The 15,853-nt window shown below is 45.8% G+C and carries 12 protein-coding genes and 1 pseudogene; 7 read left to right on the forward strand and 6 right to left on the reverse strand.

All coding sequences use genetic code 11. The annotated features are described in order from the left end of the window. Nucleotides 1–313 precede the first annotated feature (313 nt). The 6 genes and pseudogenes from AC55NX_RS06290 to dapA form a co-directional block, all read right to left on the reverse strand. A pseudogene (locus tag AC55NX_RS06290) lies at nt 314–510 on the reverse strand (Lrp/AsnC family transcriptional regulator); the annotation flags it as partial. A gap of 40 nt (nt 511–550) precedes the next feature. Further along, the gene (locus AC55NX_RS06295; RefSeq protein ID WP_496994970.1) at nt 551–1,243 is read right to left on the reverse strand and encodes a GntR family transcriptional regulator; all 693 of its coding nucleotides are present in this window, start codon (nt 1,241–1,243) and stop codon (nt 551–553) included. Nucleotides 1,244–1,280: 37 nt separating this feature from the next. Continuing rightward, complete coding sequence (gene hydA / locus AC55NX_RS06300) at nt 1,281–2,693, reverse strand: dihydropyrimidinase (protein WP_496994971.1); 1,413 nt, start codon at nt 2,691–2,693, stop codon at nt 1,281–1,283. Continuing rightward, nucleotides 2,693–3,442 (reverse strand): amino acid ABC transporter permease, encoded by a 750-nt coding sequence (locus AC55NX_RS06305; protein ID WP_496994972.1) that lies wholly within the window; start codon nt 3,440–3,442, stop codon nt 2,693–2,695. Before AC55NX_RS06305 ends, hydA begins: the two co-directional genes overlap by 1 nt. Nucleotides 3,443–3,467: 25 nt before the next feature. Next, nucleotides 3,468–4,313 carry an ABC transporter substrate-binding protein gene (locus tag AC55NX_RS06310; RefSeq protein WP_496994973.1) on the reverse strand — a complete coding sequence of 282 codons (846 nt, stop codon included), beginning with the start codon at nt 4,311–4,313 and terminating at the stop codon, nt 3,468–3,470. 24 nt (nt 4,314–4,337) lie between these two features. Further along, nucleotides 4,338–5,228, reverse strand: a complete 891-nt coding sequence (gene dapA, locus AC55NX_RS06315) for a 4-hydroxy-tetrahydrodipicolinate synthase (RefSeq protein WP_496994974.1) — start codon at nt 5,226–5,228, stop codon at nt 4,338–4,340. Between the two features lie 337 nt (nt 5,229–5,565). Between dapA and AC55NX_RS06320 the strand changes: the two genes are divergently transcribed. From AC55NX_RS06320 to AC55NX_RS06350, 7 genes are all read left to right on the forward strand, one after another. After that, a complete protein-coding gene (locus tag AC55NX_RS06320; RefSeq protein WP_496994975.1) occupies nt 5,566–8,517 on the forward strand; it encodes an FAD-dependent oxidoreductase in 2,952 nt (983 codons plus the stop codon). Nucleotides 8,518–8,591: 74 nt separating this feature from the next. Then, on the forward strand, nt 8,592–9,761 hold the full coding sequence (locus AC55NX_RS06325; protein ID WP_496994976.1) for an ArgE/DapE family deacylase: 1,170 nt from the start codon (nt 8,592–8,594) through the stop codon (nt 9,759–9,761). Then, on the forward strand, nt 9,761–10,489 hold the full coding sequence (locus tag AC55NX_RS06330) for an amino acid ABC transporter ATP-binding protein (RefSeq protein ID WP_496994977.1): 729 nt from the start codon (nt 9,761–9,763) through the stop codon (nt 10,487–10,489). The genes AC55NX_RS06325 and AC55NX_RS06330 overlap by 1 nt, the downstream gene beginning before the upstream one ends. 247 nt (nt 10,490–10,736) lie before the next feature. Then, a complete protein-coding gene (locus tag AC55NX_RS06335; RefSeq protein WP_496995075.1) occupies nt 10,737–11,747 on the forward strand; it encodes a bile acid:sodium symporter family protein in 1,011 nt (336 codons plus the stop codon). Between the two features lie 9 nt (nt 11,748–11,756). Continuing rightward, nucleotides 11,757–12,941, forward strand: coding sequence for an amidase family protein (locus AC55NX_RS06340; protein WP_496994978.1), 1,185 nt, complete (start codon nt 11,757–11,759; stop codon nt 12,939–12,941). Next, nucleotides 12,938–14,515 (forward strand): gamma-glutamyltransferase family protein, encoded by a 1,578-nt coding sequence (locus AC55NX_RS06345; protein ID WP_496994979.1) that lies wholly within the window; start codon nt 12,938–12,940, stop codon nt 14,513–14,515. Before AC55NX_RS06340 ends, AC55NX_RS06345 begins: the two co-directional genes overlap by 4 nt. Further along, the gene (locus AC55NX_RS06350; protein ID WP_496994980.1) at nt 14,505–15,737 is read left to right on the forward strand and encodes a pyridoxal-phosphate-dependent aminotransferase family protein; all 1,233 of its coding nucleotides are present in this window, start codon (nt 14,505–14,507) and stop codon (nt 15,735–15,737) included. The genes AC55NX_RS06345 and AC55NX_RS06350 overlap by 11 nt, the downstream gene beginning before the upstream one ends. The last annotated feature ends 116 nt before the right edge of the window (nt 15,738–15,853 follow it).

Here is a 15,853-nt window from a genome sequence, read left to right on the forward strand (position 1 = left end):
TGATTTTTCAGAAAATAAAGACACAATGACAGTAACATACTATGCCGCTCATGACCAAAATGGACATGAGTTATTTCGTAAAAATCTCTCGGGAAATAAACTGCTCGAATAGCATGGTCAATCTTGACTGCTTTTCCATTCGGGTTGCGTCAAAAGGTCATCTCTTTGATTTGATTTGTTTTTAATCTGGATGATTATAGGCCATTTAGTCAGCTCAGCCGTCTTTTGATCTGAAATAGCCAGGAAGTTTTTAAGATGATCGAATGCCATGAACCTAGGGGCATTCCCCCAGGCCATCAGAATGAAATAGTTTATAGGCGGCAAAACCTATACCTAATTTTTTCTTATCAATAACCGCTCGATAACCTTTAATTATTCCCGAACGTTCTAATTCTTGTACCCGTCTGAGAGTTGCTGAAGGGGATAATCCAATGCGCTCGGACAACTCGGCATTTGATCATTTCCTTCTAAATGGAGTACTTGCAATATTGTTTCGTTATATCGATCCATTTTGAGTTTATTTCTAACTTAATTGTTTATTCAGAGTTACTCATAGCGAAGAAATAACGTCATTACGTAAATTCTGGATATGTTTCTTAATTGCCTGAGTACTCATATCAACATCTTTATTCATCATATGCTTCAATAAATCGAGATGTTCATTATGATTTTCATTCTGGCGGTGTAATGGGCTGTGTAATCGGAAAAGGCGGACATTCGCCCTTAATTCACTGAGTACATGCGCCAGAACCAGGTTACCAGATGCATTGGCGATGCAGTTATGCAATTTTTCATCGAATCGCCAGAATACATTTTCGTCCAGAGTTTCCTGAACATCTGCATTCATTAATCCTTCCAGCTCTTTAATTAAAGCAGACAGTTGGTTTGGATCAATTCGGTCTATTGCTCTCTTAACGGCTTCAACTTCTAGAAGTTCTCTTAATACCATGCTGTCCAAATATTCTTTGATATCGACAGACCGTACCGCATAGGATCTGGCACCATAACGGACCAGAAGATTTTCACCTGCCAGACGAACGAATGCTTCCCGTATTGGGGTACGGGAAACATTCATCTCTGTCGCCATTTTGGACTCCGACATAATACTATTATCAGGTATTTTCCGGTCCAGAATTAGCTCCTTTAATAGTGTATAAATCTGGTCGGAAAGACTCGCCGATTTAATATATTGTGGTCGTGCGGCCATAATGGCTTCGAGCGCATGATCTTTATAATCACTCATAATTCAATCATTTTCATTATAATTACCAGAGTATATCTTACTTACCATTGGGAGGGAAAGGAAGGGCACAACGTAGGAAAGACCCTTTGCCTTTTACACCTAAGAATTCCCCTTCTTTATATACGATTTCCCCTTTTGATAAAGTAACTTCTGGCCATGCATGGATTGTTTTTCCTTCATAAGGTGTATGGTCTGCCTCGGAATGTAAGTCACTGTTGCGAATGGTTTTCTCATGCTCGGTATCCCAGATTACCAAATCTGCATCAGAACCGATGGCAATCGTACCTTTTTGTGGATATAAGCCATACAGTTTTGCTGGTGTTGTAGCGGTTAATTCTACAAATCGTTCTGGTGATATCCGGCGTTTCAGAACGCCTTCACTCATTAGCAGAGGCATGCGGGTTTCAATTCCGGCGATCCCATTAGGGATTTTATCAAAAGAAGCGCCTTCGCCATGTATTAGCTTACCTGTCTCGTCATAGTTATATGGACAGTGATCCGATGAAAAGACGGAAAATGTACCGTTAGCCAGCGCAGCCCAAACAGCTTCCTGACTGCCTTTGTCTCTCGGTGGCGGACTACAGACACATTTAGCCCCGTGAAAGTCGTCATCAATACCGAGATCTTCGGCGGTTAAAAACAGATACTGAGGACAGGTTTCTGAGAAAATGTTTAATCCGTTACCGCGCCCCCAGTGGATTTGTTCAATGGCCTGTCGGCTGGAAACGTGGACCAGAAGGATCGGCACATCCACTAATTCAGATAAAGAAATAGCTCTGTGCGTCGCTTCTCTTTCGCCAATGGTGGTGTGAGCCGCACAATGAAAACGAGGTGCGGTTTTACCTTGCTCTTTTAACCTGTCTGTCAGCCATGAAATGCAATCGTCATTTTCCGCATGCACCATAGTAATAGCGCCCAGATTCCGAGCCTGATCCATTACATCCAGAATATTGCGATCAGAGAGCTTCATGGTCTCGTAAGTCATGTAAATCTTAAACGAGGTGTATCCCTGTTCTGTTAAACCAGAGAGTTCTTTCAATGTGTCTTGATTGACATCTGTGATCAGAATATGAAAACCGTAATCGATACAGGACTGCCCGTCCGCTTCTTTATGATAGTTTTCTATTGCTTCTTTCAGGGACTGGCCTTTTGCCTGTAAAGCAAAAGGGACAACAGTCGTTGTGCCGCCACAAAGTGCTGAACGGCTTCCTGTATAGAAATCATCTGCCAGAACAGAACCATCGGCAGAGGGTCGTGATAAATGGCAGTGAGTATCAATGCCGCCAGGGGTTACCATGGCTTGCTTTACATCAATTACAGACGTTGCTAGCGTTGAGTCCAGAGCCTGACTAATGGCTGAAATTTTGCCATTTTTAATGCCAATATCTGCAATGTATTGATCAGATGCCGTAACGATTTTGGCATCTTTCAGGATGAGATCATAATCCATTAAAGTTGTCTCCCTTTTGCCATAACATTCGTATGATTAACTGAATTATTTTTTTTCTTTTTTGATTTTTTTTCCGACGTCAGGTAGGCACTTTCATAGTGTCTCTCTATCCGTTTTTGGACCATATCCCAGAGCGTCGTCAGTACCAGATAATAGGTTGCTGCCACAACAAACAGCTCCAGCACCATAAAGTGTTCCTGAATAAGCATCTGGGTTCTTCTCAGGATTTCTTCTACTGAAATAACTGAGGCAACTGAAGTGGTTTTAAGTAGCCCGTTAACCGTATTACCTAAGGTAGGCATAATCAGTCGCATGGTTTGTGGAAATATCACATGACGAATAACGCCGATATGATTGAATCCAATCGCTTTGGCCGCGTTGATCTGACCTTTTGGAATGGCCTGAACACCTCCGCGGATTATCTCGGCGAGATACGCTGCCTCATTTAAGATAAGCCCAATTAAACATGCTTCAATAACAGTAAACTTTATACCGACCTGCGGCAGGCCGGTATAAATTATGATTAACTGAACAAGGAGAGGCGTACCACGGAAAATCCAGATATAGCCACGGGCAAGCTGATTAAGAATGGGCCAGGGCGATAGCCGGGCAAATGCCAGTACAGCACCCAGTATCAGCCCGCCTATAATTCCCGCAACGGTGAGGAATATGGTATTCAGCGCTCCCATGAAAATATATTCGTTTGTAAGATAATTGAAATACCATTCCCAACTCCATCCCTGGGCCATAATCTTTCTCCTCGTTTATATGTTTTTATTCGTGACCTTCAATGGCAAATGTTCCTGATTTCATCACAGCACCATATCGGTTGAATAATTCAGGAAGCGAGCCGTCTTTGTTCATTTCGTTCAAGACTTTTGCGCTTGCTTGTGCGAGCTTTTTGTCTTTGAATGCGAGTGCGACTGGTGTCGGTTCCAAACCAGAGAGAACTTGTGTAAACATGCCTTTATGTTGATAGTCGGCGGCAACTGCATCGATGGTAACGACCGCATCTACCTGCCCTGCACGTAGAGCCTGGAATGAGATTGTGAAGTTATCAAAAGTACGGACATCGATAGGCTCTTTATTCTCTGCAACCAGTTTTTTGCTGATCTTTCTCAGTGTGCTTTCTTCAAAGCCACCAATTTCTACACCAACCACTTTGCCGGAAAGATCTTCTTCACTACTAATAGATGCGGCTTTGTCTTTCTGTGTAGATACACTAACGGCCTGCTCTTCATACGGGATCATGTACATCATTTTCGCCCGTTCCGCTGTGTAGAAAATACCAGTATTGATCATATCCCAGCGTCCACCGCTTAATCCGGGGATCATGGCAGAGAATTCAATACGGATGTATTTTGGTTTCAGGCAAAGTCTTTTGGCAATTTTCTCGCCAAGCTCAATGCGCATACCTTTCAAATTACCTTTATCGTCGACATATTGCATCGGTGGAAGGGTAGGGTTGGTCGCCATGTTCAGCTCATTAGGGCTAATGAGATTCAAAGATGAATCTGTTGTACAGGCTGCATTGACACTTTGAATCGCCAAGGCACTTGCCAGAATTGGAAGCACGGCAAGGGCATTGAGTCGAGTTTTGGTTATGAAATTCCGTTTCATAGTAAGTCTCCGAATTAAAGGGCGTTATAGAGAATTGATAAGGTTTAACTTAGACAATTCGTGGTAAAGAGAATCTTGTAGCGATTGTTCTAGTGGTAAACGTGGGGCTCTTGGCTGACCCATGTTCATTCCCATCATGGATAGACCGGCTTTACTTGCCGCAACGTAATGAGGACCACCAACGGCTTTTACAATTGGTAAAATTTCCCGATAAACACGCAGTGCTTCATCTTTGTTTCGATGATCAACAGCGAGCTCAAACATTTTTGCGCATGGGTTAGGGATGAGGTTAGAAGCAACAGCAACCCAGCCACAAGCACCTAGCCAGAAAGATTCATAGCCTAAAATACCGGCAAACACGTTCATTCTGTCACCACACAATTCTATGATGTCTCTGACCCGGGTCACCTCAAGGGTGGATTCTTTTATGTAATTAACAGTATCAATACGAGAAAGTCTTGAGACGATTTCGGGTGTCAAGTCCACATTGGCGGTAGCTGGATTGTTATAGATCATAATGGGAACAGAGATGGATTCTCCGATCGTTTTGTAGTGTTGGAACAATTCATCTTCATTAGGGCAACTATAAAAAGGTGGAATGATCATCACCCCATCGGCGCCCATTGCTTCTGCTTCTTTACTTAATTCAACACTTTCTTTTGTCCATTCTGCACCCGTCCCGATTAATACCGGAACACGCCCATTTGCGGTGCGAATCACCGTTTCGGTGACCAATTGTCGTTCTTCGCGGGTCATGGATAAAAATTCACCCGTACTACCGAGAGGAATAAGACCATGAATTCCCTGCTCAATTTGCCAATTAACTAAATTTGTAAGTGCTGGCACGTCAATTGCAGATCCATCTTCCGTAAATGGTGTAATTAAAACGGTGTAGGTACCTCTAAAACTATCCATAAAAATCCTTAAAAAAATACTTTCCGTATACAAATTAAATACCGTGTTCAATATGTATACATAACTTTTCTCGGTATGGCAATACACCAAAGTTAAAATTTACACTTCGAACGGCTCCAATTGGCGTATTTATCGATAATATAGGTGTTATATCTGTCTGAATTTTTACCCATAATGTGTTTTTAAAGCTTGTAATTTGGTGTTTTTTTCTAAAAATATTGGTTTTCATGGCTTTTTTATTTTCGTTGTCGTTAGTAAAAAATACTTGTTGTACACAAAATGAATACGGTATACATTGTGTATAACACATGGAAAAGTTTTTAGGATAACGATTAAGATGGAGCTTAACAGTTCTTATATAGAAGCTGTTTCTGAGCCGTTTGAGGTAATCGTAGATGGTAAGCCTATTCAAGCCCTTGCCAACGAGACGATTGCAGCGGCTCTGGCAAGACACGATATAGTCATAACCCATAGTGAGAAGAAACATCGCACGAAAGGGTTATGGTGTGGAATGGGCACCTGTTTTGAATGCGTGGTGGATGTTCTTGGCAAAGGACAATGCCGCAGTTGTGTTACGTTGGTCGAGCCGGGCATGGAAGTTCGCACCAACATTTCTATTGCCCATCCTTCCTCTCTGCAAATCTCGGTAAGAAATGTCACCGATGAAGACGAACAGTTGCAGCCCGTACTAAAAGAGTGCGATGTGCTGGTTGTTGGTGCGGGCCCCGCTGGATTATCTGCTGCCAGAGCCTCTGCTCTCGCCGGTGCAACGGTATTGATTCTGGACGAACGGGCTCAGTCTGGTGGGCATTATTTTAAACCGCTTGCACCATCTCACCGATTGACCGGGAAACCATCTCAACAATGGAAACAGAGAGATGAACTGGTTGAAGAACTTCATAACCTGAACGTGGAAATCGTTCAGAATGCCGTTGTCTGGGGCGCATTTTCACTGGATGAAATTGCAGCCATTGTCGATGGACAGGAAACGATCATCCGCACCAAGCAACTGATTCTTTCCCCCGGAGCCTATGAAAGACCGGTTCCTTTCCCAGGCTGGACACTGCCTGGCGTGATGACGACCGGAGCCGGTCAGACCCTGGCCAAAGCTTATAGAGTGATACCGGGAGAGAAAGCCGTTATTTCTGGCAATGGTCCATTGAATTTGCTCTTTGCCAGTGAACTGGTCAAAGGAGGGATTCCGGTCGCCGAAATTCTTGAAACGGCACCTAAGCCTTCAATCAGTCAGTTTAAATCCGTTCTGCGTATGATGAAAAATGGGCTGAGTTATGTGTTTCAGGGACAAAGCTTCATGTGGCTGATGCGCAAGAATAAAGTGCCGGTGCGTTGGGGGCAGACGGTTATTGCCGCACATGGAAGCGATAAACTGGAACGGATCACTATCGCATCGCTCTCGAAAGATGGAAATATTATTCCTGGAACCGAAAGGGATATGGCTTGTAATCTCTTATTTCTCGGACATGGCTTTGTCGCTTCGACTGATCTGGCCCGGATGTTGGGATGTAAGCAATCGCTGACAAAAGGTGCGATTCCGACACCGATTATTGAGACGGATATTAACGGGGCAACCAGTGTAAATGGTGTGTTTACTGTTGGTGACGGTGCAAAAATGGGTGGTTCTCAGGTTGCAATAGCAAGAGGGACATTAGCTGGTGTCGCGGCCAGTGAAGCTTTGGGTCTGTCAGTCGACCCTGATATTGCTGCTCAGGCGAAGGTTGATTTGAAGAAAGCGACCCTGTTTCAGGACGCGTTATGGACTATCTATCAGGCACCGGCTATTAAATTAGCCAATGCTAATGATGATGTCGTCATTTGTCGTTGTGAGAATGTCACTTTAGGCACATTGAGAGATGCGATTAAGCAGGGTATTGATACTCCTGCTGCGTTAAAACGGAATTTCCGTATCGGAATGGGCTCCTGTCAGGGGCGTACCTGTTCAGGTATGGTGGCACAACTGGTTCAGGAATTGACGGGTAGAGAGACCAATGTCGATGGCTTTTTTGCTCCCAGGCTACCAACCCGACCTATTCCGATTTCTCAACTGACTTATGAAAAGCCAGAGTGGGGGGGACACAAACCTTCAATTACCCCAAATCTGGCACGCCCGGTGGAGACCGCGCCGCTGGCCAGACAGAAAACCGATGTTCTGGTTATTGGTGGTGGCGTTATGGGCAACTGCCTTGGCTACTATCTGGCAAAAGGCGGAAGTGATGTTCTGGTGGTGGAACGGGACGATATTAATTTACAGGCGTCCGGTGCGAATGCTGGCAGTCTGCACGTTCAGTTGCTCTCGTTTGATTTTGGAGCTAAAGCTCAGCATGGTGGCGGCCCTGCAGCCCAGACTCTTCCTTTGGGGCCGCTTTCCGTCAGACTCTGGCAGGAACTCGAAGCGCTCAGCGGTGAATCTCTGGAAGTTAAGATTACCGGCGGGCTTATGGTTGCAGAGACACCGGACGAGATGCGTTTTCTGGAAAGAAAAATAAAACTCGAACAGCAGTACGGTATTGAAGCTGAATTATTGGATCAGACACAGCTACAGGCTAAATCACCTCATTTATCCAAGAAATTACTGGGCGCTGAATTTTGTCCTCTTGAAGGCAAAATTAATCCACTTAAAGCGACTTACGTGGTTAACCGATTAGCCAGAGAACTCGGAGCCCGTTTTCAGCGTGGGACTGACGTTCAGTCCATTGAGCGTCGGAGTCAGGGTGGCTTTATCGTACGTACCAGCCGGGGGGTTATTGATGCCAATCAGGTGGTTAACGCTGCGGGGGCCTGGGCTGGAGAAGTGGCGGCTATGCTGAATGTCCGGGTTCCGGTACAGGGCGCGCCTTTGCAAATGATAGTGACCGAAAAAAGTGAGCCTCTGGTTGATCACTTAATTGCTCATGCCGGTCGGCATCTTAGTCTTAAACAGACAGCCAGTGGTGGTCTGTTGGTCGGTGGAGGATGGAGTGCCGGATTCAATAAATCCATGCGTCTTAATTATTCGTTACGCAGTAGCATTGAAGGCAATTTATGGGTAGCCGCAAAAGTGCTGCCGCCAATTAAACATCTGCATATGCTCAGAAGCTGGGCTGGGATGAATATTAATATAGATGGCGCGCCGATTATCAGCGATACCCCTTCTGTTCCCGGGTTCTGGCAGGCGGTCACCTCCAACGGATACACGCTGGCACCTGTTGTGGCAAAAACATTATCGCAACAGATTTTAACCGGTGCCTGCGATATCGACCTTACACCCTATCACCTAAATCGATTTAATTAAGGAAAATAGTAATGGATTTAGCAGAAAAGAAAGTTTCAGAATGGATAGACGAATATTTTCCAGACCAGGTTGAAATGTTAAAAAAATTAGTTCAGACCCCATCAGATAACCCTCCGGGTGATTGTGCTCCGCATGCCATGGTAACCGCCAAATTACTTGAAGAAGCGGGTCTGGATGTCGAGATACACGAAGTTCCGCAAAATATAGTGGAAGCGGCCGGAATGATAAGTGCAACCAATCTGATTGTCCGCTACTCCTTTGGCCCGGGCCCGGTGATTGCACTGAATGCCCATGGAGATGTGGTCCCCCCAGGTGGAGGCTGGACCAAAGACCCGTATGGGGCCGAAATCGAAGATGGCTTTCTTTATGGCAGAGGAGCGGCAGTCTCTAAATCCGATATCGCCACTTATACCTACGCTCTACTGGCACTGAAGAACAGCGGGGTGGAATTAAATGGAACCGTTGAACTGCATATTACTTATGATGAAGAAACCGGTGGTGCAACTGGTCCGGGTTGGTTGATAGATACTGGCGTATCGAAACCAGATTACGTGGTATGTGCAGCGTTAAGTTATTTTGTTGTAACTGACCATAACGGTTGCCTACACCTAGAAATTAAGGTGGAAGGCAAGTCGGCTCATGCCGCTTTCCCGCATACCGGCTATGACGCGATTGCAGCCGGGAATAAACTGATGACGGCACTGTATGAATACCGGGATACACTAAAAGATATTCATTCCGACGTGGATGGCATCGATTCTCCTACCATGGTAATCGGATTAATTGAAGGGGGAATTAATACCAACGTAGTGTCTGACAATATGGTACTTCGTCTTGACCGTCGTATGATCCCGGAAGAATCGCCTGAAGCCGTCGAAGCCGAGCTGAAAGCTCTGATTGCCGGAGTAGAAGAGCAGTGTGAAGGGATTACCATGACACCAAAAACTATCCTGCTCTCGCGTCCTTTTACGTCGACCCCAGAAAGTAAACAATTTGCACGTATCTTTCAGGAAAAAGCACGGACTGTTTTTAAAGAAGATATTCCTCTGGTTGGGTTGCCTCTTTATACCGATGCTCGGTTATACAGTTGTGCGGGTATCCCGACGATTATGTATGGTGCTGGTCCACATTCTTATATCGAAGCTAATGGTCACCGCGCCAATGAGCGGGTTCACTTAGATGACCTCCGTGGTGCAACTCATGTCGTCACATACAGTTTGTTATCTATGATGGAGAAAAAGTAATGATCAGTATTTCTAAATTACATAAAGCATACGGAAATGTACCAGTATTAAAAAATTGCTCATTAGACATTAATGATGGCGAAGTTGTTGTGATCTGCGGTCCTTCCGGATCGGGCAAATCAACTCTGATCAAATGTATTAATGCTCTGGAACCTTTTCAGAAAGGGGAAATCGATGTCGACGGCGTTTTACTGAGCGATAAAAACACCCATCTGCCGATATTGAGACAACAGGTCGGAATGGTATTTCAGTCGTTTGAGCTTTTCCCTCATCTGAGTGTGATGGAAAATCTGATGGTGCCTCAGACATATATCCTGAAACGTTCAAAAGAAGAGGCAAAAGAGAAAGCACTACAGTTACTTGAACGGGTCGGTCTGAAAATGCACAGTCATAAGTATCCGATTCAGCTTTCGGGCGGACAGCAACAACGAGTCGCCATTGCCAGAGCACTGGCAATGGATCCTAAAGCCATGTTATTTGATGAACCAACTTCCGCACTTGATCCTGAAATGGTTTCTGAAGTGCTGAATGTTATGGCAGAACTTGCTGAAGAAGGCATGACGATGTGCTGCGTTACTCATGAGCTGGGCTTCGCCAGAAAAATTGCCGATCGGATTATTTTTATGGATGCGGGTGAAATCATTGAAGATGTGCCGAGCGAAGAGTTTTTTGAATCGCCAAGAACTCTGCGTGCAAAAGATTTCCTTAGTCAGATTATTACACATTAAGTCTAGTCCCTGGTTGAACCAAAGACTGTTTGCATAAAACTGTGAATCCTTCAGGAGATCTTCCTGAAGGGGTCACTTATTACTTAGTGAATTGCGAATTCCCTTTGACGGCTACGCCGTACTTACGCCTAATTTCCTACGTTGCAAATGAGACCTTTCTGCTTTTAAACGAGCAAGCTTTAAAACGATAGCCAGTCAATTAGTTCCAACTATCGCTCGATTGGTGATTTGGAATAAAGGAAAAATGATGAGTGTTGTAAATAAATTAAAAAAAGAGTGGTTTTTATTGGGATTAGTAAGCGCCATTCTATTAGCGACCATTTCCGAAACCGTTGGTAAAACGGACGGTCTTATCCATTTAGATAAGCTAACGGGCATTGGTGTTGCCATTGTCTTTTTCTTACATGGACTTGGGCTTTCTCCTGCAGCAATTAAAGCGGGTGTGAGCAACTGGAGGCTGCACATCTATATCCAGTGCGCTACTTTCTTGCAGTATCCGGCTTTATGGTTGTCACTGGGTGATACATTCCTCATGTTTATGCCGGCGGCGTTGGCCTTCGGCTTTTGCTACCTTTTTGTATTACCAAGTACCATTTCCTCTTCGGTTGCGATGACAAGTGTCGGGAAAGGAAATGTCCCGGGTGCTATTTTTAACGCCTCCTTATCCAGTATCTTAGGGATATTTGTTACGCCTCTGTTTATCCAGTTATTTATGGGATTTGAAGGGGCAGAGCTGGATCTGCTGGGCTCAGTAGTTTCTATTGCGAAGTTGCTGCTACTACCCATGATTGCAGGACAGTTATTACGTCCGTTACTGGTGAGCTTTGTTAACCAACACAAAGCAGTCGTGAACATAATTGACAAGTACGTCATTATTCTCATTGTCTATAATGCGTTTTGTGATTCAGTCGCAAACCATATCTGGAGTGATTTCTCGGTAGGTTTGTTAGCAGTATGTATTGCAATTTGCTGTGTAGTTCTGCTGATTATGGTCCATTTGATTCAGTGGGGTGCTCGAAAAGTAGTTCGTTTTGAGAGAAAAGACGAAGTTGCAGCGGTATTCTGTGGTACGAAAAAGACATTAGCTGCTGGTGTGCCAATGGCAAAAGTCATCTTTGGCGCCGATCCTAACCTGGGCATGATTCTTCTGCCCATTATGCTTTATCACCCAATTCAGATTTTCTACTGCGCTATCTTGGCGAACCGTTATGCAAGTCAGGAGGCTGCTTTGTCTTCTGCCGTTGAGACGCATGCATAAGGAATGGTTATGAATGATGTAGATCGCACTGTTTATTGTGAACAAGGACCAGACGAGCTGCTACCGGCTGGATTCGGCAATCTGACCGGATTACGTTTTGTTTTCAAAGATCTGTTTGATGTTAAAGGCTATGTCACTGGGGCGGGTAACCCGACCTGGTTGAGCAACCATGCACCGGCAACGGGTACGTCCACTCTGATTACAGAGCTTCTAGCTCAGGGGGCGGTGTGTATTGGAAGAGTACAAACGGATGAACTGGCTTACAGCCTGAACGGGCAGAATGTTCATTATGGCACGCCGGTTAACCCAAAAGCGGAAGACAGTATACCGGGCGGATCATCTAGTGGTTCTGCCGTTGCTGTTGCCAGAGGTGAGGCCGATTTTGCTATCGGGACAGATACCGGAGGTTCGGTTCGTGTGCCAGCCAGTTATTGCGGTATTTACGGTTTGCGTCCGACACTGGGTAAATTTTCTCTCGATTATGCATTTGAACTCTCTAAGAGTTTTGATACGGCTGGTTTATTCGCACGCGAGTTGCCGATACTGAAAAAAGTGTATCAGGCGCTGACCGAGAAGCACGTTGATATCAGGGGGGGTGTTCTGAACCTTGTCAGCTCTCTGAAAGCACCACACTACCTATCGCGAATTCACCGGGTCACCACAGCGGCAGAACAGTCGGGTTTGTCTGTTTTTGAGGTCGATGATAAAGGGCTGTTCAGCAATTTTGCTGCTCTGAGTGAGTTATTTCGTACCATTCAGGGATTCGAAATCATTCAGGGTCATGGAGAGTGGCTGGACGAATATGAAGAGGCGCTTGACCCGGCTATTGCTGAGCGTGTTCGGTGGGCTAGAAATATTACGCCAGAACAATATGACCAAGGTATTCAGAAGCAAGCGGAATTCCGTGATTTGTTAATTGCGTTACTGAAAGAGTGTGGCGGCTCAATCATTTTACCTACGACGCCGGCAGGACCACCCAAGCTTTCTACTACTGCGGATGAACTCGCTCAGTATCGTCCACAACTGATGGGGCTGACAGCGATTGCCGGATTGTCCGGGTGTCCTCAACTGCATATACCAGTGCTGAATCAGCCTGAAGGCCCTTGTGGTGTTTCTATCCTTGGATTGCCTGACAGCGAGCTATCGCTTCTCAATATGGCTTTACTATTGGTTCATGACAAGGAGGGGCTATGAAGCATCAGATAGCCTTTACGGCTCCTCACCGTGAGGCAGCGCAAGTTGGATTAGATATTCTGAAAACCGGTGGAACGGCGAGTGAGGCAATGGTGGCTGCGGCTGCGATGGTGTCTGTTCAGTACCCACATATGAACAGTATTGGTGGCGACAGCTTCTGGCTTATCTGCGAAAAAGATAAAGCTCCTGTGGCAATCGATGGTTGTGGCTTTGCTGCTGAGAAAGCAACGATTGGTTACTACAAAAATCTGGGTGATGGGCTTCCTTCAAGCGGAGGTGAAGCTGCAGTTACCGTTGCCGGAACGATTTCAGCGTGGGATAAAGCGCTGCAGATCAACTCAGGTCATTTACCGTTACATCTGTTGCTGGAGCCTGCGATCAATGCGGCACGAGATGGCATTGAGGTGACAAACAGTCTGCACGATGCCAGCATGAAAACCTATGAGCGTTTACATCAACTGAAAAGTTTCAGAGATGTTTTCCTCAAAGCAGGGGCAGTACTGAAGATCGGAGAGAGTGTACAAAATCTCCGTTTAGCAGACACTTTTGAGCAGTTAGCTGAACGTGGTCTGGATGACTTTTACCGCGGGGAACTGGCGCAGCAGATCGCTGCAGACCTGAAAAATCTGGGCAGTCCGATTACTTTATCCGATTTGCAGGCCTATCAGGCTTCTGTCGGCGAGCCCCTGAGTGTTGAAACCGGCAAGGGACGTTTATACAACCATGATGCCCCGACGCAGGGATTGGCTTCGCTGTTGATATTAGCCATATACGATCGTCTGGCGGATAAAGTGACGTGTGAAGCCGATCATGTTCACCTGCTGGTGGAAGCGACAAAACAGGCGTTTCTGGTCCGGGATAGTGAAATTACCGACCCTGCACACTTGGCAAAATCATTGCGTTTCTGGCTGGAAGATTCGGTAGTGGATTCTCTTGCACAGCAGGTTGATATGTCCGTGGCGATGCCGTGGCCGAAAGTGGCAAAGCCGGGCGATACGGTCTGGATGGGCGCGACGGATCAGTACGGCACCATGGTGAGTTTTATACAGAGTGTGTACTGGGAGTTTGGTTCCGGTGCGGTACTGCCCAATACAGGGATTGTCTGGAATAACCGGGCAAAAAGTTTCTCTCTGGATCCGGCTCATCTGAACAGTCTGGAGCCAAGGAAAAAACCGTTTCACACCTTAAATCCCGCTTATGCCGAGCTTAATGATGGTAGACGTATTGTTTATGGAACCATGGGTGGAGAAGGGCAGCCTCAGACACAGGCATGTCTGTTTACTCGCTTTGTGTATCAGGATAAGGCTCTGGCTCAGTCGATTGCCGAACCCCGTTGGCTACTTGGGCGAACCTGGGGTGATGATACCAACCAATTAAGATTAGAAAACCAATTATTTAAAGTATTGGGTGATGAGCTGCTCCAGAAAGGACATGACATCACCTCTGTACCGGACAACAGTGAATTAATGGGGCACGCTGGTGCGATTGTGATGGAGCGCAATGGAAATGCGATAGCTGCCAGCGATCCTCGTAGTGATGGCCTGGGTATACATGGAGAAGACAATGGAAACTAAACAATTATTTGAGACATTAAATCCACCGCAACGCTTGCTGATGGGACCGGGACCAATCAATGCTTATCCACGGGTACATCAGGCGTTGTCGTCAGCGCTTATTGGTCAGTATGACCCAGTGATGACGGGATATATGAATCAGGTTCAGTCGCTATATCGTGGCGTATTTGAAACTCAGAACCAGCAGACGATGCTTGTTGACGGAACGGCACGTTCTGGTATTGAAGCCGTCTTAGTTTCCATCTTAAAGCCAGGCGATAAAGTGCTCATCCCGGTGATTGGTCGTTTTGGCTATCTTCTGTGTGAAATTGCTGAACGTGTTGGTGCTCAGGTACGTAAGGTTGACTTTGAGTGGGGTGAAGTCGCTTCTGCCGAACGTATCGAACAAGAGATCAAACAGTTCAAACCTAAGTTATTAGCGACCGTGCAAGGCGACACTTCTACCACTATGAACCAGCCTCTGGAAGAACTGGGTGAAGTTTGTAAACGTCATGGTGTACTGTTTTATTGCGATGCAACAGCCTCTATTGCAGGAAACGATCTTAAGGTGGACGAATGGCATCTGGATGCGGTTTCTGCCGGTCTGCAAAAATGTCTGGGCGGGCCTTCGGGGACGGCACCTATCACACTTAGTGAGGCTGCTGTTGAGGTCATTAACCGAAGAAAACATGTCGAAGCCGGTATCAAGGCTGCACACCATAAAGCGGGCGAAGATGAAATTATCCGTTCCAACTATTTTGATTTAGCGATGATTATGGATTACTGGGGACCGGAACGTTTGAACCACCATACTGAAGCGACAAGCATGCTGTATGCGGCTAGAGAGTGCGCGCGTATTTTCCTTGAAGAAGGCGCGGATAATGTTATCGCTCGCCACAAGATTGCCGGTGATGCAATGGCTCAGGGCCTTACCGCAATGGGACTGAAACTGTTCGGTCAGCAAGACTTCAAAATGAACAATGTTGTGGGTGTCTATATCCCGGAACGAGTGGATGGTGATGCAATTCGCTCAGAGTTGTTACAGCGTTTCGGCATCGAAATCGGGACATCGTTTGGTCCGCTGGCCGGAAAAATCTGGCGTATCGGTACGATGGGTTATAACGCTCGTCAGGCGTGTGTTCTGGCAACACTTGCGGGTCTGGAAGCAATTCTTATTAAACACCGTGCACCAATCGTTGCAGGGCAGGCCACCGCAGCCGCAATGGAACTGTATTCAAAATAATAAGATATGAAAAAAGGATGCTGGTTGCTATTACAATTGATATCAAAAAATGAAGTAAATGTTTAAATACTCATGGACAGAATTGAGCAGCCTGGGATCTTAGTATAACGACCGAG

This window comes from Vibrio rubrogenes, assembly GCF_059641415.1.